Source organism: Methyloceanibacter sp. (assembly GCF_050728395.1).
Lineage (GTDB): Bacteria > Pseudomonadota > Alphaproteobacteria > Rhizobiales > Methyloligellaceae > Methyloceanibacter.
This window is the reverse complement of record NZ_JBOHJB010000043.1, coordinates 1-17,512: the sequence shown is the minus strand read 5'-3', so window position 1 is coordinate 17,512 and position 17,512 is coordinate 1. Positions and strand designations below refer to the sequence as shown.

The following is a 17,512-nucleotide window of genomic DNA, read 5'->3' as shown; positions in this document are numbered from 1 at the left end:
CGTCTCCGATTTCAGTTAAAAGATATATCTAAAGATATAACTATCTCAGGTCTATCGCAAGATATATCTTTAGTTATCTGGCGGCTTCGCGCGGACGCGATAGATCCGAAAAGTCTCGTCGCCCACGATGGCCGGCGGGAACCGTTTGAGCAGGGTGAAGCCGAGATCCGGATCGATGGTTTGCTTCCGAAGCGCCTCGGGACGGCTGAAGATGAGATAGGCCTCATCCTTGCCTTCTGCCTTCATCACCCGAGCGGTTCGCTCGACGGCTTCTTCGATGGTCAGCGCGTGCTTACGCCGCGTGCTCCATTCGATGTAAGTGCCGTAGCACTCGCATTCGAGATAATAGAGCGGGCGCTGCAAATATCCCGCGACGGTCGAGCCGGCATAGTCCCGGCTGGAAATGAGAAGCGCATCCTTGAGGTGATGGCGCTCGAGCCAGGCGGCGGCATTACGGCCTTGCGAAAAGGGGCGCGTGTCCGCAGCGAGCGTGGTCAGACCGCCGAGCGCACTGAGCACGAGCAGAGCGATCCACACCGGGGACAGCGGCCGCTCCGGCAGAATCGTGCCCCGCCACATCCACACCGTGCCGATAAGGGCAATGAAAAGAAATCCATGGTGACGCGGCGAGCCCGGAAAGTGCCAGAACTGCGCGAAGAGCAGAGTGCCAACGAGGATCGCAGCGTATTCGGCGGTGCGCAGCGGATCGCGCACGATGCTCCAGCAAGCAAGGATGGGAGCGGCCAACACCGACAGCGTGAGCAGCGGATTGTCCGCCCGACCGATCAGCACGGCCAAGTGCTGAGCGGGATCGATGCCGAATGGCGTCGAGGCGAGGTCGGCGGCCCAACCTCCGAGAGCGCGGAGCGCGTCGGCCGCGAACGGAGAATAAAACGGGAGGAAAGCCGAGACGACATAGCGAGCCGGCAGGGCGAGCTCGTCGAAGTTCAATTTTGGCGTTGCCTGGACGAGTATGTAATCCGGCGCCGTGATCATGGTGGCGATGGCGAGAGCGAGCATGGCGGCATAGACAGCGCCCCCACCGAGCATGGATCGCCACTCGTGCCGGTAGCGCAGGGCGAAGAAGGCGCCGAGGCAAAGCGACCAGATCGTAGCGAACAAGGTAGTGTTGGCGAGAAGGCCGAGCACCACCCAAGGCCAGAAGCGCTGCTCCGGTTTGGCGAGGCTGAGCGCAATGAATCCGAAGCCAAGCAACGCCGCGAGCGCGTAGTTGCGGCTGACGATGAAATATTCCCAGAACAGATAGTAGCTGAGGATCAGCAGGAACTTTTCGAACGGGCGGAAGGGCGCGAAGCGCCAGACCAGCACCCAGACCCCGAGCGCGATGAGAAGATGCAAGACCTGCATCGCAATCGGATCGGTGGTGAAGCGGGTGATCACCCAGAGCAGCAGGTGCCACAGGCCGGGATGGCCCTCATATTTCAGCTTGGCGAAGAGCTCGAGCGGCGTGTTGCTGGCCTCGGCCAGCATCAAGGCCTGTAGCTCGTCCCGCCACATCGCATGGCGAAACAGCCGGAGCGTGTTGTAGATGATGAGGAGGCCAAACAGCAGTTTGGGCAGCGCCCAGCGGAGTGAGGCCGCCAGGCTCGCGTTCTTGTCAACGCCCATGACGCGAGTGATCGACATGTCCCCCCCGCCTTGCTTGCGGCCGATCCCTGATCTGAGCCCGATCACGCGAGGATCAGGGCTATCGAACTTCCCCTTGTTGCACCGCCGCAACCCTTATGTTACAGGCTCCGCGGGCCTTCCGGTGGGCTGGCGGCGGCTCATTTCCAACCGTTGACGCGGAAGCTCCAATCCCAGAATTTGAGGGTCCAGGACGCAGCCGGGCTTGAAAAGCGGCCGTCCGGGAGAAAAGGCGTTAGTCAGTGGCAGGTGAAGTAGACACCCCTTCAGGCGTCGCGGGCCGCTATGCCACCGCCCTGTTCGAGCTTGCGCTGGAAGAGAAGGCGCTGGAAAAGGTCGAGCAGGATTTGAACCGCTTCTCTCAGGCGCTCGACGCCGTCGAGGATCTGCGCCGCCTGGTGAAGAGCCCGGTGTTTTCCGCCGAGGCGCAAGAGCGCGCCATGGCCGCTATCCTCGAAGAGATGCAAATCGAAGGGCTGAGCGCGAATTTCCTGAAGCTCATCGCCAGGAACCGCCGCCTGTTTGCCGCCCCCGACATGATCAAGGCTTTTCGCGCGCTGCTCGCACGCCATCGCGGCCAGACGAGCGCAGAGGTCACCTCCGCTCTGCCGCTCAGCGAAGGCCAACTCCGCGCGCTGCAAACCGCGCTGAAAGCCGCACTGCGTAAGGACGTGCAGCTTGACCAGAAGGTCGATGCCACGCTGCTTGGCGGCCTCGTCGTCAAGGTCGGCAGCCGCATGATCGACTCATCGCTGCGCACCAAGCTCAACAGTCTCAAGCAAACCATGAAAGAGGTTGGCTGATGGATATCAGGGCCGCCGAGATCTCCGCGATCCTCAAGGAGCAGATCAAGAATTTTGGCCAGGAGGCGGAAGTCTCCGAGATCGGCCAGGTGCTGTCGGTCGGCGACGGCATCGCCCGCGTCTATGGGCTCGACAACTGCCAGGCCGGCGAGATGGTCGAGTTCGCCGACGGCACGCGCGGCATGGCGCTGAACCTCGAAGTCGACAATGTCGGCATCGTGATCTTCGGCGACGACCGCCACATCAAGGAAGGCGACGTGGTCAAGCGCACCGGCGCCATCGTCGAGGTGCCGGTCGGCAAGGCGCTTCTGGGGCGCGTGGTCGATGCCCTGGGGAATCCGATCGACGGCAAGGGCCCGATCGATGCCGACGAGAGACGCCGCGTCGACGTGAAGGCCCCCGGCATCATCCCCCGCCAATCGGTGCATGAGCCGATGCAGACGGGCTTGAAGGCCATCGACGCCCTCATTCCCATCGGCCGCGGCCAGCGCGAGCTGATCATCGGCGACCGCCAGACGGGCAAGACCGCCATCATCCTCGACACCATCCTCAATCAGAAATCGATCAACGCGCGGGGCGACGAGAAGGCCAAGCTCTATTGCGTCTATGTCGCCATCGGGCAGAAGCGCTCGACCGTCGCGCAATTCGTCAAGGTGCTCGAGGACAACGGCGCCATGGACTATTCCATCGTGGTCGCGGCCACGGCGTCTGACCCCGCGCCCATGCAGTATCTCGCGCCTTTCGCCGGCTGCACCATGGGCGAGTTCTTTCGCGACAACGGCATGGCCGCGGTGATCTTCTACGACGACCTGTCCAAGCAGGCCGTGGCCTATCGCCAGATGTCGCTGCTGCTGCGCCGCCCGCCTGGCCGCGAAGCCTATCCCGGCGACGTGTTCTATCTGCACTCGCGCCTGCTCGAGCGCGCCGCGAAATTGAACAAGGACAATGGCGCGGGCTCGCTCACCGCGCTCCCCGTGATCGAGACGCAGGCCAACGACGTGTCGGCCTATATCCCGACCAATGTGATCTCCATCACCGACGGGCAGATCTTCCTCGAGACCGACCTGTTCTATCAGGGCATTCGCCCCGCGGTGAATGTCGGCCTCTCGGTGTCGCGCGTGGGCTCCGCCGCGCAGGTGAAGGCGATGAAGCAGGTCGCCGGCAAGATCAAGGGCGAGCTCGCGCAGTATCGCGAGATGGCGGCCTTCGCCCAATTCGGCTCGGACCTCGACGCCACCACCCAGCGCCTGCTCAACCGCGGCGCCCGCCTCACCGAGCTGCTGAAGCAGCCGCAATTCTCGCCGATGAAGGTCGAGGAGCAGGTCGTGGTGATCTACGCTGGCGTGAACGGCTATCTCGATCCGATTGCGGTCAAGGACGTGTCGCGCTTCGAGGCCGAGCTGCTCCGCTACATGCGCGCCGAGCACAACGACGTGCTCGACGACATCCGCGACAAGAAGGAGATCACCAAGGAGACCGGCGATAAGTTGAAGGCCGCCGTCAACAACTTCGCCAAGGCCTTCGCGTAATGGTCGCAGCGACGCTGATAGGCAGAGCGACTGCCCCAAGCTCCCCGCTCCCCCCTTGTGGGGGAGCACGACTGCGCTCCGCGCAGTCGGAGGGGGGTGAATCACGAGCTCAGCGTCAGTTGCCGACCCCCCTCCCTACCCTCCCCCACAAGGGGGGAGGGGGTGTCCGCTGCACAGCTCCGGACTCGCAACTGCCGTCTGAGAATGACCCATGCCGTCGCTGAAAGACCTGCGCAACCGCATCGCCTCGGTAAAGGCGACGCAGAAGATCACCAAGGCCATGCAGATGGTGGCGGCGGCGAAGCTCAGGCGTGCGCAAGTAGCGGCGGAGGCGGCGAGACCTTACGCCACGCGCATGGAGGCCGTGCTCGCCAACCTCGCCACGGCGCTGCAAGGCCGCGAGGGCGGCTCACCGCTGATGATCGGCACCGGAAAGGACAAGGTGCATCTCCTCGTGGCGTGCACTGCCGAGCGCGGGCTATGCGGCGCCTTCAACTCTTCCATCGTCAGGCTCACTCGCGATCATGCCTTTCGCCTGTTGAACGACGGCAAGGAGGTGAAGATCCTCTGCGTCGGCAGGAAAGGCTTCGACCAGCTCAAGCGTCTCTTCGCCTCCAAGATCGTCGAGGTGATCGAGTTGAGAGGCGTCAAGCAGCTCGGCTTCGAGCAGGCCGAGAAGATCGCCGAGAACGTCTTGGTCCGCTTCGCCGGCGGCGAATTCGACGTGGCGACGCTGTTCTTCTCGCGCTTCCGCTCGGTGATCAGCCAAATTCCCACCGCCTTGCGCATCGTCCCCGCAGAGATCCAGAAGGAAGCCAATTCGGCGCAAGCCTCGCTTGGCGGCGCCGTCTACGAATATGAGCCGGACGAGGCCGACATCCTCGCCGACCTCTTGCCGCTCAATATCGCCACGCAAATCCTGAGAGCGCTGCTTGAGAACGCGGCGTCGGAGCAAGGCGCGCGCATGAGCGCCATGGACAATGCCACCCGCAACGCCGGCGACATGATCGGGCGCCTGACGCTCAGATATAACCGCACGCGCCAGGCGATGATCACCAAGGAGCTGATCGAGATCATTTCCGGCGCCGAGGCGCTCTAGTTATGCCCGTTCGCAACCAACCAACACAGGCAACAACGCGCAGGCCCCAATATTCAACCGAGCACCTGCGAAAGGAACTCAGGGCGCACATTCGGCGACTCCGCGACCGCGGAGAACGAATTCGAGCGTTTTTGATAGTGCTAAACTCTGGTGCGTTGTTCGTATGCTTGAATGCTGCATCCAACATAACCGACGCTCGATTGCTAGGGCCTCTTGTCGAGGCATCGTTCTTGTTTCTTTTTGGACTCGTGCTGGTGGGACTCGCAACCTTCACTTCGGTTTGGACACAGCAAACAATGCTCGACAGTATCGATGACTGGATCAAAACAGTCGACAAGCACGAGCTCAAATCGGTGGATGCTGATGGACGTCTGGATGCTCTCAAACTGAGCTACGGCAAACCGCGCGCTAGGTTGGCAACAAAATATCAAACTGCATCATTTGCTTTTTTTCTCCTGGGTTGTCTTTTTACCATCGTCTACATCGCGGTAAAGGCAACGCCATAGTTAGTCTGGCAAGTTCGCAAAAATGGGAAGAAGCATGGCACGTAAATCCCCCGTGATCGCGGAAACCAAGCAGCAAGAGAAGCGGATCGCCGCAGGCGAAGGCCCGAAGGGTCATGTGCGCCAAGTCATGGGCGCCGTGGTCGATGTCCAATTCGGCGAGCATCTGCCCGAGATCCTGAACGCGCTCGAAACCGACAATCACGGCAATCGGCTGGTGCTCGAAGTCGCTCAACATCTCGGCGAGAGCACGGTGCGCACCATCGCCATGGATTCGACCGAAGGCCTGGTGCGCGGGCAAGAGGTGGTCGACACCGGGGAGCCGATCGCGGTTCCGGTTGGCGACGAGACCTTGGGCCGCATCATGAACGTGGTCGGCGAGGCGGTTGACGAGGCCGGCCCGATCAAGACCGCCGACAAGCGGCCGATCCATGCGCCCGCACCGTCCTTTGTCGATCAATCGACCGAGGCTGAGATCCTGATCACCGGCATCAAGGTCGTCGATCTTCTCGCGCCTTACGCCAAGGGCGGCAAGATCGGGCTGTTTGGCGGCGCCGGCGTGGGCAAGACCGTGATCATCATGGAGCTGATCAACAACGTGGCCAAGGCCCATGGTGGCTATTCGGTGTTTGCCGGTGTCGGCGAGCGCACGCGCGAGGGCAACGACCTCTATCACGAGATGATCGAGTCAGGCGTGAACAAGGACCCGCGCAAGGCGGGCTCCGCGGAAGGCTCCAAATGCGCACTCGTCTACGGCCAGATGAACGAGCCGCCCGGCGCCCGGGCCCGCGTCGGCCTATCCGGCCTCACCGTCGCCGAATATTTCCGCGACCAGGGCCAGGACGTGCTGTTCTTCGTCGACAACATCTTCCGCTTTACCCAAGCTGGCTCCGAGGTGTCGGCGCTGCTCGGGCGCATCCCCTCGGCGGTGGGCTATCAGCCGACGCTCGCCACCGACATGGGTGCGCTGCAGGAGCGCATCACCACCACGCAGAAGGGCTCGATTACGAGCGTGCAGGCGATCTACGTGCCGGCCGACGACCTGACCGATCCCGCGCCGGCCACGTCCTTCGCCCATCTCGACGCCACCACGGTGCTGTCGCGCGGCATCGCCGAGAAGGGCATCTATCCCGCCGTCGACCCGCTCGATTCAACCTCGCGCATGCTCTCGCCGCTGATCGTTGGCGAGGAGCATTATGCGATCGCGCGGCGCGTGCAGGAGATCCTGCAACGCTACAAGGCTCTGCAGGACATCATCGCCATTCTCGGCATGGACGAGCTGTCGGAAGAGGACAAGATCACCGTGGCGCGCGCCCGCAAGATCGAGCGCTTCCTGTCGCAGCCCTTCCACGTGGCCGAAGTGTTCACCGGCTCGCCGGGCAAATTCGTCGACCTCGCCGACACCATCAAGGGCTTCAAGGGGCTCTGCGACGGCGAGTACGACCATCTGCCGGAGCAGGCCTTCTACATGGTCGGCACCATCGAGGAGGCCGTGGCCAAGGCCGAGAAGCTTGCCGCCGAGGCGGCTTAAATCTCATGATCGGGCTCATACCCAAAATGATGACCCCCCTCCCAACCTCCCCCCTTTCAGGGGGGAGGAGTTGCAGAACGCCGAAGAGTCTCCCTCCCCCTGAAAGGGGGAGGGCCGGGGTGGGGGTCAGCCCAATGCTTGGCGATAGACCCCCACCCGGCTCGCGAGACGCGAGCCGACCTCCCCCTTTCAGGGGGAGGGAAAGACGCTGGCCTCACATCAGGAAGGCGGCGGCGAGACCGGCGAGCAGCGTGGCGACGGTGGCGATCAGGAGCGGTTTGCCGAGGGTGACGCCGGCCACGAAGAAGGCCATGCCGCACTTCACCAAGGTGTTGGAGAGCGACGCGATCACGATGGCGATGACCGCCAGGCGAGCTTCACCGGTCTTGGCGAGCTCTGCCATTGAGAGCGTAATGGCATCGACGTCGACGAGACCCGAGAGCGCCGCCACGGCGTAGAGACCGCTCGGCGGCATGGTCTGCTGGACAATCTTCACCGCGAGCAGGATCACCGCGAACAACGCTCCGAATTTCGCCGCCTCCATCAGGCTGAACGGGTTCTTTACCTCGACCTCGCCCGTTGCGCTCGCGCGCTTTTCCGTCGACCCGTCACGGAAATAGTAGAACGCAGCAAAGACTCCAACGGTGACCGCCATGACGAGAAACGGGACAAGCAGAGGCGCAAGAAGGGCGCGGTTGACGACCGCAACCAGGACCGGCACGCGCACAAACATGACGGCCCAGGCGAGCAGGATGCCGCAAGCGAGCGCGTTGGCGATTCCCGGCTTCTCGCGGCCCTCCTTGGCAAAAGACAACGTGACCGCGGTGGACGACGCAAGGCCTCCCACAAGGCCGGTCAACGCAACACCGCGACTTGCTCCAAGCAGGCGCGTCAGCACATAGCCGACCAGCGACAGGCTCGAAATGAGGATCACCAGAAGCCACAATTTGTAGGGATTGAGCGCGCCCCAAGGATCGATGGTTCGATCGGGCAGAAGCGGTAGCGCGATGAAGGTCGCGATCAGCAGCCTCACCCCGGCATAGACGTCGCCCCAGCCGAGCTTCTCCACAAACCCATGCAAGGGCTGCTTGTAGGCGAGCACCGCGGCGGTGATGACGCCGAGGCCGATGGCGAGTTCCCGATAGCCGAGCATGACCATGGCGCCGAGCAGCGCCACGACGATTGCTGCAGTTTCTGTGGTCAGCCCCTTGCCGGCTTGGCTCGACCGCGCCGTGACGACATAGCCGGCAACGACCGCGGCACCGACGACCAGGAGCGCGGCGGCGAGGATCCAAGGGCTCGACAAAGTGCGCGACAGCCAGCCAGCCGCCGCACCGAGCAGCGCGAGCAGGATGAAGGTGCGCAAGCCGGCGATGTGGCCGGTTTTCTCCTCCTCGGCCTTGCGCTTCTCGCGCTCGATGCCGATGAGCGCGCCGAGCAGAATGGCGGTGGCGAAATCGATCGCGACTGTCAGCAGCTCTCGATAGTCCATCTCACGCGGCGCGCTTGCTGGCGTGCTCCGGGTAAAGCGTGGCGAGGCCGTCGCGGGTAGCAGGCGTGACCCCGCGCTCGGTGATGAAGCCGGTGATGAGGCGCGCCGGCGTAACGTCGAAGCCGAAATTCGCCGCAGGACTCTGGTCCAGCGCGATCTGCACCGTGGCGATGGTGCCGTCCTTGAGCTTGCCGGTCATGAACTTCACCTCGTCGCCGCCGCGCTCCTCGATGGGGATGGCGCTTCCATCCTCGAGGCTCCAGTCGATGGTGGAGAACGGCAACGCCACGAGGAAGGGGACGTTGTTGTCGCGCGCGGCGAGCGCCTTGAGATAGGTGCCGATCTTGTTGGCGACATCGCCGGTCGCGGTGGTGCGGTCGGTGCCGACGATGCACAGATCGACGAGCTTCTTCTGCATGAGATGGCCGCCGGTATTGTCGGCGACGATGGTGTGCGGCACGCCGTGCGCCCCGAGCTCGAAGGCGGTGAGCGATGCGCCCTGATTTCGCGGCCGCGTCTCGTCCACCCACACATGCACGGGGATGCCCTCGTCATGGGCGCGATAGATTGGCGCGAGCGCCGTGCCCCAATCGACGCAAGCCAACCAGCCGGCGTTGCAATGGGTGAGGATGTTGACTTGGTTGCCCTTCTTCTTCTCGGCATGGGCGCGAATGAGCCCGAGCCCATGCTCGCCGATGCGGCCGTTATTCTCCACGTCCTCGTCGCAGATCTGCGCGGCGCGGGCGTAAGCCGCGGCAAGGCGCTCCTCGCGCGGCAAATTGCGCACAGCGTGTCTCATCTCGTTGAGCGCCCAGCGGAGATTGACGGCGGTTGGCCTTGTGGCGGCGAGCGTCTCGCAGGCACGGTCGAGAGCCTCGTCTGACTGGTCGTCGCCCAAGCCGAGGCACACGCCGTAAGCCGCGGTCGCCCCGATCAGGGGGGCGCCGCGCACCTGCATGGTGGAGATCGCCGCCGCCGCGTCGTCGAGGGTCCGCAGCGTGACGGTCTCGAAGCGGAAGGGCAGCTTGGTCTGGTCGATGATCTCGACGGTTGTGCCGTCAGGATTGAGCCAGATGGTGCGATAATGTTTGCCGTCGATATTCATGGTCTTCTCGTCAGTCGCCCTCGAAGGCCATCAGCGAATGGCACTCGATCCCGAGCTTGGCGAGGCGGGCAGAACCGCCGAGATCGGGCAAATCGATGACGAAGGCAGCACCCACCACTTCGGCATCGAGCTTGCGCAGCAGCTTGACCGCGGCCTCGGCCGTGCCGCCGGTGGCGATAAGGTCGTCAACCAGCAGAACAGGCTCGCCGGGTTTGAGCGCATCCTCATGGATTTCGATGATGTCGATGCCGTATTCCAGTTCGTATTCCTGGCCGATAGCCTTGGCCGGCAGCTTGCCCTTCTTGCGGATGGGCACGAAGCCGCAGCGCAAGCGATCGGCGACGGCGCCGCCAAGGATAAATCCGCGGGCCTCGATGCCCGCCACCGACTCGATGCGCCGGTTGGTGAACGGCGCGACCAGCCGCTCGATGCAGGCGCGCAAGCCGTTGGCATGGCCGAGCAGCGTGGTGATGTCGCGGAACATGATGCCGGGCTTCGGATAGTCGGGTATCGTGCGCACGAGGTCCTTGAGATCGATGTCTTCGGTCAGGCTCATGCGAGGGCCTCCGTGATGTTGGCGAGCGGGGCGCCGGCTTCAGTGCCTATAGTGGAACGAAGCGCGGCTGGCTAGCGCCGCAAGGGTCAAGCGCCCTTCAGCACACGGCCGGCAACCGCATCGAGCTTCCTGAGCAGCTCCGGATCGCGCGCCTCGGGCGCGGTGATGATCGCGGTGTCGAGCGCCCGATCAGAGCCGACAAGACAAGGCTCATGTTCGCGCGGAAAATCGCGGGCGAGCCTGGCCACCAGCCCGGCAGCCTTCTCGGCATTGGCCATCAGCACCTTGATGATGTCGGTGACGGTGACAGCGTCGTGGTCTGGATGCCAGCAGTCGAAATCGGTGACCATGGCCACCGTCGCGTAGCAAATCTCCGCCTCCCGGGCGAGCTTGGCCTCGGGCAGGTTGGTCATGCCGATCACCGAATAGCCGAGCCCCTTATAGGTCAGGCTCTCGGCGAGCGTGGAGAATTGCGGCCCCTCGATGCAGACATAAGTGCCCTCGCGGGCGAACGAGATGCCTTCGGCTTCCGCGGCCTGGGCAAGGTGAATACGCAAGCGGGGAGAGACCGGGTGTGCCATCGACACATGCGCCACGCAGCCCTTGCCGAAGAACGAGCTGGCGCGGCCGAAGGTGCGATCGACGAACTGGTCGACCAGGACGAAGGTGCCTGGCGGCAATTCCTCCTTGAACGAGCCGCAGGCCGAGAGCGAAACGAGGTCGGTGACGCCTGCCCGCTTCATCACGTCGATATTGGCGCGGTAGTTGATGTCGGTTGGCGAGAGCCTGTGCCCCTTGTCGTGGCGCGACATGAACGCGATGGGGAGCCCGGCGATCTCGCCGATGCACAGGGGCGCCGACGGCGCGCCCCAAGGGCTCGCGATGAGCTCCTCGCGCACCTTCTCAAGACCGGGGAGATCGTAAAGCCCCGAGCCGCCGATAATGCCAAGCACCGCACGCGTCATACCAATCTCCTCGCTCTATGGTCCATGGTTCGAGACGCGCTGATGGCGCAGCGCTCCTCACCATGAGGTCGACACCCTCATCCTGAGGAGCGCCGAAGGCGCGTCTCGAAGGATGAGGCGCTCTAGGAATCACTCGCCGACCCGCATGTAGAACACGGCCCAGACCCAACGGCCGCGGCCGTCGTCGCCGGGCTTCACGCCTTCTGCCCGGGTGTTGATCAACCACAGCGGACCCTGCTGGCCGATCCCGAGCGGCACGCCGTCGGCCTCGAGCGCGAGAATCCAGTCCGAGCGGTCGACATCCTCCGGGCTAAGCCAACCGGTGAAGCCATTGACCGCCACGAAATTGATCTTCATTTTTGCCGCCTCGATGCGGCCAAGCACCTCGCGGAGCAGCGGACCCTTGAAGGTGGCCGGCGCGCCGAGTTCGGCAGTCTTCGCCGTTACCGTGCCCGGCTCGAGTCCGAGCAGCATGGCGCGATCGAAGGCGTAGGCCTTCTTGAAATCGGCCTTCTGAAGTGCGAGCAGGCTGTCCTTCTTGGGATCGAGCGCGCCCCGATTGCTCTCGCCGATCGTCCCGCTCACGGTAAGCAGAACCATGTCCTTTGGCGCCTGCGCTTGCTCGGCGGCCGAGGCTGACAGGGCGCAGAGCGCAAGAACAACCATCAACACCGCACGCGTCATTCTGAACGTCTCCACGTCGCCTCTTGCGTCATGCCCGGGCCAAGTCCCGGGCATCCAATAGAGCCTTCGATTGGCTCGGTCGCTCGATTTAGGAGAGTCACCATTGGATTGCCGGGTCAAGCCCGGCAATGACGACGCCGGAGGCGCATTGGAGACTTTGGCGCAGGCCAAGATCACGCCGTGTGCGCGGCTTTCGGATGCAGGCGCGCCCAGACCGTGCGCTTCGCCAGGAACATGATGACGGCAAAGGCGATGAGAAAGATGACCACCCTCGCCCCGAGCTCATGCCGCTCTTCGAGCTTGGGCTCGGCCGCCCACATGAGGAAGGCCGACACGTCCCGCGCATAATTGTCGACCGTGGGCTTGGTGCCGTCGGTGTAGGGGACAGCACCGTCGAACAGCGGCGGCGGCATGGCGATCTGATGCCCCGGGAAGGCGATGTTGTAGTGCATGCCGGGGGCAAGCTCAAACCCGGCCGGCGTCTGGCGATAGCCTGTGAGCAGCGCATAGATGTAGTCCGGGCCGCCCGGCCGCGCCTTGGCCATCGTCGAGAGATCCGGAGGCAATGCGCCGCCATTGGCGGCCCGCGCCGCCCCATCGTTCGGGAAGGGCGACCGGAAGCGGTCGGAGGGACGTGCCGGGCGCTGGACAATCTCGCCCTTGTCGTTCGGCCCATCCGTCACCTGCACTTGGCTGGCGAGCGTCGTCACCGCCTCGGGCGAGAACTCCGGGCCGCCAGGCTCACCGAGATTGCGGTAGGAAAGCAGCCGCATCGAATGGCAGTTCGAGCAAATTTCCTTGTAGACGCGATATCCGCGCTGAAGCTGAGCGTTATCGAAGGATCCGAAGGGTCCGGTGAAGCTCCATTTCTGCGACTCAAATTGCGCTTCGTGGCTCACCGGCTCGGCCGCTTGCTTTGCCTCCTCGGCGCCGGCGAGGCTCAGCGGAGCTGTCATGGCGAAGACCGCGATGAGCGCAAGACCGATCGGCGACGGCTTTGTCATGCCACCGGCTCCGGCGCGCGGCGGCGAGGCGCGGGCTTTGGTGCGGCGGCCGGCGTCTCTTGCGGCCCGAGCACTGATTCGGTGATGCTTCCCGGCAGGGCCTTCGGCTTCTCGATCCATCCGACCACCGGCATGACCAGGAGGAAGAACAGGAAATAGTATGCGGTGAGGATGCGCCCGAGCACGAGATAGACGCCTTCCGGCGGCTGCGAGCCGAGATAGCCGAGCACGAAACAGGTCGCCACGAATGCCCAGAAGAACCATTTGTAGATCGGCCGGTAGCTCGTCGAGCGCACGCGCGAAGTGTCGAGCCAAGGCACGAAGAACAGGATGGCGATCGAGCTGATCAGCGCGGCGACGCCGAACAGCTTGCTCGGGATCGCGCGCAAAATCGCGTAGAAGGGCAGGAAGTACCATTCCGGCACGATATGCGCAGGCGTTTGCAGCGGATTGGCCGGAATGTAGTTGTCGGGATGACCGAGCAGGTTCGGCGCGTAGAACACGAAACAAGCGAAGAACAGCGCGAACAGCGCGAGCGCGAAGCCGTCCTTGATCGTGTAGTAGGGATGGAACGGTATCGTCTCGCGCGGGCTCTTGACGTCGATTCCGCTCGGATTGTTGTTGCCGGGAATGTGCAGCGCCCAGATGTGCAAGACCACGACGCCGGCGATCAGGAACGGGAAGAGATAGTGCAGGCTGTAAAGCCGCGTCAGCGTCGGTCCGCCGACGGCGAACCCGCCCCAGATCCATTCCACGAGCCGCGTGCCGATACCCGGGACCACCGCATCGAGCGATGAGAAAAGATTGGTGATCACTGTCACCGCCCAGAAGCTCATCTGCCCCCACACCAGCGAATAGCCCATGAAGGCGGTGGCGATCATCATGAACAGGATCAACACGCCGAGGATCCATATGACTTCGCGCGGCGCCTTGTAGGAGCCGTAATAGAGGCCGCGCAAGGTGTGGACATAGGCGGCGAGGAAGAACATCGAGGCGCCGACGGCATGGGTGTAGCGCAAGAGCCATCCCCAATTCACGTCGCGCATGAGGTGCTCGATGCTGTCGAAGGCGCGGTCCGTCGTCCCCACATAATGCATGGCGAGCACGACGCCGGTCGCGATCTGCGACACGAGCATGAAGCTGAGGATGCCGCCGAACGTCCACCAATAATTCAGATTGCGCGGCGTGGGGAACACCAGGAATTGCTCATGCATCAGCCGCGGAACGGGCAGCCGCTGATCGATCCATTTCTCGATGCCGGTTGACGGCTCGTATGAAGAAGATGATTGCGCCATGACCCGTCAGCTCAGCCGATCTCGACCTTGGTGTCGGAAAGGAAGGCGTAAGGCGGGATCGCCATGTTCTGCGGTGCAGGCCCTTTACGCACGCGGCCGGCGCTGTCGTATTGCGATCCGTGGCAGGGACAGAACCAGCCGTCATAATCGCCCTTCGGGTCCCCGATCGCCTGCCCTTTCGGGATGCAGCCGAGATGGGTGCAGATGCCGATCATCACGAGCCAGGGCTCGCGGTTCTTGCCGGCACGGTTCTCGTCGGTCGCCGGTGCGTCCTCCGGCAGATTGGCGTTGCGCGCGAGCGGGTCGGGAAGATCGTCGAGGGGCACGGTTTGGGCCTCCTCGATCTCCTTCTTGGTACGGTGGCGGATGAAGATGGGCTTGCCGCGCCACATCACCGTGATCGCCTGGCCCTCCGCCACCGGAGCAAGATCGACTTCGGTCGTCGCCATCGACAATGCCGACTGGTCCGGATTCATCATGTCCAGGAGCGGCCATAGTCCGAGGCCGAGACCGACGGCGGCAAAGCCGCCGGCAGCGATCATGATCACGTCGCGCCGCGACGGATCGTCTTCTTCGGGAAGCGGAAATTGCGCGGGAGTTACATGTGTGCTGTCGACCACGTCGCCAAAGCTCCTAACCCATTGCCGTTGGCGCAATAAACTCAAAGCCGGCCGTGCGGAAAACATACTGTCCGCGTCCGCCCCAGACGGGCCGGCGTCGACATGCGCGCCTCAAAGCTTATGCCTCTCCTTTGCCAGCCGCGGCTCGCGGCCGACATGGCTCCCGTTGCTTTCTTGCATCGGCGTCAAAGCTTGTCCAGGACCGCGTCCCGGTCAAATTGGCGCAGTGCACAATTTTATTCGCCAACAATTACAAAGCCTGAGAATACCGCACTTTGATCGCGATCAAGGCCGGGCTTGACCAGCCATATCATTCCAGCGCCCTCTAGCCGTGGCGAAATCGGCCTCGGCACCAATGCCCCGGACAAAATTGGCTCAGCGACGTTGCAGTTCGATGACTGAAGTATCGACAAAAAGGACGGCATCCGACGTTAGTCCCTACGAGGCGGGGAAGGATCTGGCACGGACCTGGTTTGAGTCGTTGCGCGATCGGATCTGTGACGCGCTCGAGGCGGTCGAAGATGCGGTCGAGGGATCACCGCTTTATGCCGGCGAGCCGGCCGGACGCTTCGCCCGCACGCCCTGGACGAGGGCCGAGGCTGACGGGGGCGAAGGCGGCGGCGGGGTCATGGCCCTGATGTCGGGCCGCGTGTTCGAGAAGGTCGGCTGCCACATTTCGACCGTGCACGGGACCTTGCCCAAGGAATTCGCCTCACAGATCCCTGGCACCGATCGGGACCCGCGCTTCTGGGCCTCCGGCATCTCCTTCATCGCCCACCCCAAGAACCCGAATGCGCCGGCCGCGCATATGAACACGCGCATGGTGATCACCAGCAAGGGCTGGTTCGGCGGCGGCGGCGATCTCACGCCGGTGCTGATGCGGCGGCGTACGCAAGACGATAAGGACTCGAAGGACTTCCACGCGGCGATGCGCGCCGCCTGCGAGGGCCAGACCTCAGCCGACTATCAACGCTTCAAGACCTGGTGCGACGAATATTTCTATCTGCCGCACCGGAAAGAGATGCGCGGCATCGGCGGCATCTTCTACGACTATCTCGACAGCGGAGACTGGGACGCCGATCTCGCCTTCACCCAAAGCGTCGGCCGCGCCTTCGTAGACATCTATCCGGAGATCGTCCGGCGCAACGCGGGCCTGCCGTGGACCGGCGCAGATCGCGACGAGCAGCTCATCCGCCGCGGGCGCTATGTCGAGTTCAACCTGCTCTACGACCGCGGCACGATTTTTGGACTGAAGACCGGCGGCAATGTCGAGGCGATCCTGTCGTCGATGCCGCCCTTGGTGATGTGGCCTTAGCCGACATTCTCATGCGTCTGTCATGCCCGGGAAGGCGGGCATCCAGTAACCCCGGCTTTGGCAATTTCATTGATGGCAGTGCTTACTGGATCGCCCGGATCATCAAGCTTGTGCTCGGGCTGGCGAAGCCAGACCCGAGTGCCGGGCGATGACAAGAAAGAACGCCTAGCGAAATTGACGAGCGAAAGGTCTTCTCACCCCCTCACCCCGGCATAGGCGTAAGTGGTTTGCATCTGCATCGCCGCGCCGACCCGCGTCTGGATCACCGGCGCGTCGGCGATGAGTTGCGCGATCAGGACCGCGATCGCGGTGACGAGCAGCACGAACACGAACTTCCACATGACGGCCTCCGCAGGACTTGGGCGCGGTGCAGGACTTGGGCGCGGTGATTGACTCGCGCCACAGGCTGTCTTCGTAGGCAGGTACGGCTGAACCGGAGCTGAGATGCATGTTCATCCGCGGTTTGGTTTTGAGCCTTTTTCGTGCGAAGCTAAGGGCTCGAACCTGATTGGGGGCCTTTGGGTTCGCGACATCGGCTCGGCGCGGACCCGCATCTTGCAGGGGCCGCGCGAAGGAGTGCATGACGCGTGGCCCGCTCGTTCGACTATAGTGCCCCCGCCGAATTGTTCGCACCCAAGGGACGGCCGGGAATGCGCCAGCCGGTGGCCTATCGCCGGTTCCCCAGCGCCGCCGCTGCCATCCGCTTCGCCGTGGAAGAGTTGTCACAGGCAGGACTTGCCGCCGCCATCCTCGAGGTTAACGAGGACCGCTTCGATCATGTCGGCATTCGCCAGCTCTACGAGGATAAGAAATATCCGCTGCGGCGGCGCACCAAACGCGCCGATTAAATCTTGCCAAATTTCGGGCTTCTGCTCATACTATTGGCACCGGGCGCTCAAGGCTTTGGGCGCGGACTTGGACTGACGGCAAAGTGACATTCGCGCCGATTACGAGCACGACAACCTTTCCTGAAATCTCAAGACGCCAAAGGACTCTCTTGAGTCCACGGCCCGTTGTTTGAAACTCGAAACGGGAAAGGAATTCCCCCCATGGCTCGTGTCAATGGCACTGTGAAGTTCTTCAATCATTCGCGCGGCTTCGGCTTTATCCAGCCCGAAGACGGCGGCAAGGACGTGTTCGTACACGCCTCTGCTCTCGAGCGTTCCGGCGTGCCGGCGCTGAACGAGGGCGACAAGGTGTCTTTCGAGATCGAGGACGATCGTCGCGGCCGCGGCAAGCAGGCTGCGAACGTCCAGCTCGCATAAGACGACACGCGAACTTCGCGATTGACCGCCGCCGGGCCTCGTGCCCGGCGGTTTTTTTGGTGCGGACACCTCGACTGCGGATCCCCTCCCCCTTTGAGG

General features: G+C 63.3%; 18 protein-coding genes. 8 read left to right on the top strand and 10 right to left on the bottom strand.

Features of this window, described 5'->3' with window-relative positions; genetic code table 11:
- Positions 1–69: 69 nt before the first annotated feature.
- Complete coding sequence (locus tag ACREC7_RS09505; RefSeq protein WP_431555440.1) at positions 70–1,647, bottom strand: hypothetical protein; 1,578 nt, start codon at positions 1,645–1,647, stop codon at positions 70–72.
- Positions 1,648–1,889: 242 nt separating this feature from the next.
- Here ACREC7_RS09505 and ACREC7_RS09500 point away from each other — a divergent pair, with 242 nt between their 5' ends.
- The 5 genes from ACREC7_RS09500 (at position 1,890) to atpD (ending at position 7,112) form a co-directional block, all read left to right on the top strand.
- Positions 1,890–2,450 carry a F0F1 ATP synthase subunit delta gene (locus ACREC7_RS09500; RefSeq protein WP_431555439.1) on the top strand — a complete coding sequence of 187 codons (561 nt, stop codon included), beginning with the start codon at positions 1,890–1,892 and terminating at the stop codon, positions 2,448–2,450.
- Entirely contained in the window at positions 2,450–3,979 is a 1,530-nt protein-coding gene (atpA, locus tag ACREC7_RS09495) for a F0F1 ATP synthase subunit alpha (protein ID WP_431555438.1), read from the top strand. Before ACREC7_RS09500 ends, atpA begins: the two co-directional genes overlap by 1 nt.
- 211 nt (positions 3,980–4,190) lie before the next feature.
- Entirely contained in the window at positions 4,191–5,078 is an 888-nt protein-coding gene (locus ACREC7_RS09490; RefSeq protein ID WP_431555437.1) for a F0F1 ATP synthase subunit gamma, read from the top strand.
- Between the two features lie 230 nt (positions 5,079–5,308).
- A complete protein-coding gene (locus ACREC7_RS09485; protein ID WP_431555436.1) occupies positions 5,309–5,584 on the top strand; it encodes a hypothetical protein in 276 nt (91 codons plus the stop codon).
- A 22-nt stretch (positions 5,585–5,606) separates the two neighbouring features.
- Entirely contained in the window at positions 5,607–7,112 is a 1,506-nt protein-coding gene (gene atpD, locus ACREC7_RS09480) for a F0F1 ATP synthase subunit beta (RefSeq protein WP_431555435.1), read from the top strand.
- A 214-nt stretch (positions 7,113–7,326) separates the two neighbouring features.
- On the opposite strand, the gene ACREC7_RS09475 is transcribed toward atpD, so the two are convergent.
- From ACREC7_RS09475 to petA, 8 genes are all read right to left on the bottom strand, one after another.
- Positions 7,327–8,604: an MgtC/SapB family protein gene (locus ACREC7_RS09475; protein WP_431555434.1), complete on the bottom strand. Its 1,278-nt coding sequence runs from the start codon at positions 8,602–8,604 to the stop codon at positions 7,327–7,329.
- Between the two features lies 1 nt (position 8,605).
- Positions 8,606–9,709, bottom strand: a complete 1,104-nt coding sequence (gene mtnA, locus ACREC7_RS09470; protein WP_431555433.1) for an S-methyl-5-thioribose-1-phosphate isomerase — start codon at positions 9,707–9,709, stop codon at positions 8,606–8,608.
- 10 nt (positions 9,710–9,719) lie between these two features.
- Positions 9,720–10,259, bottom strand: a complete 540-nt coding sequence (locus ACREC7_RS09465) for an adenine phosphoribosyltransferase (RefSeq protein WP_431555452.1) — start codon at positions 10,257–10,259, stop codon at positions 9,720–9,722.
- A gap of 92 nt (positions 10,260–10,351) precedes the next feature.
- Positions 10,352–11,230, bottom strand: coding sequence for an S-methyl-5'-thioadenosine phosphorylase (locus tag ACREC7_RS09460; RefSeq protein ID WP_431555432.1), 879 nt, complete (start codon positions 11,228–11,230; stop codon positions 10,352–10,354).
- Positions 11,231–11,359: 129 nt separating this feature from the next.
- Complete coding sequence (locus ACREC7_RS09455; protein WP_431555431.1) at positions 11,360–11,914, bottom strand: hypothetical protein; 555 nt, start codon at positions 11,912–11,914, stop codon at positions 11,360–11,362.
- A 173-nt stretch (positions 11,915–12,087) separates the two neighbouring features.
- Positions 12,088–12,918, bottom strand: a complete 831-nt coding sequence (locus tag ACREC7_RS09450) for a cytochrome c1 (RefSeq protein WP_431555430.1) — start codon at positions 12,916–12,918, stop codon at positions 12,088–12,090.
- Positions 12,915–14,213 (bottom strand): cytochrome b, encoded by a 1,299-nt coding sequence (locus tag ACREC7_RS09445; protein WP_431555429.1) that lies wholly within the window; start codon positions 14,211–14,213, stop codon positions 12,915–12,917. The genes ACREC7_RS09450 and ACREC7_RS09445 overlap by 4 nt, the downstream gene beginning before the upstream one ends.
- Positions 14,214–14,224: 11 nt before the next feature.
- The gene (petA, locus tag ACREC7_RS09440; protein WP_431555428.1) at positions 14,225–14,833 is read right to left on the bottom strand and encodes a ubiquinol-cytochrome c reductase iron-sulfur subunit; all 609 of its coding nucleotides are present in this window, start codon (positions 14,831–14,833) and stop codon (positions 14,225–14,227) included.
- Between the two features lie 394 nt (positions 14,834–15,227).
- On the opposite strand from petA, the gene hemF reads away from it, so the two are divergent.
- The gene (gene hemF, locus ACREC7_RS09435; protein ID WP_431555427.1) at positions 15,228–16,148 is read left to right on the top strand and encodes an oxygen-dependent coproporphyrinogen oxidase; all 921 of its coding nucleotides are present in this window, start codon (positions 15,228–15,230) and stop codon (positions 16,146–16,148) included.
- A gap of 194 nt (positions 16,149–16,342) precedes the next feature.
- Here the strand turns inward: hemF and ACREC7_RS09430 are convergent, their stop codons facing one another.
- Positions 16,343–16,489 carry a hypothetical protein gene (locus tag ACREC7_RS09430; protein ID WP_431555426.1) on the bottom strand — a complete coding sequence of 49 codons (147 nt, stop codon included), beginning with the start codon at positions 16,487–16,489 and terminating at the stop codon, positions 16,343–16,345.
- Positions 16,490–16,735: 246 nt separating this feature from the next.
- Here ACREC7_RS09430 and ACREC7_RS09425 point away from each other — a divergent pair, with 246 nt between their 5' ends.
- Together ACREC7_RS09425 and ACREC7_RS09420 are read left to right on the top strand one after the other, a co-directional pair.
- Positions 16,736–16,996: a hypothetical protein gene (locus ACREC7_RS09425; protein WP_431555425.1), complete on the top strand. Its 261-nt coding sequence runs from the start codon at positions 16,736–16,738 to the stop codon at positions 16,994–16,996.
- A 201-nt stretch (positions 16,997–17,197) separates the two neighbouring features.
- Positions 17,198–17,413, top strand: coding sequence for a cold-shock protein (locus tag ACREC7_RS09420; RefSeq protein WP_424389052.1), 216 nt, complete (start codon positions 17,198–17,200; stop codon positions 17,411–17,413).
- The last annotated feature ends 99 nt before the right edge of the window (positions 17,414–17,512 follow it).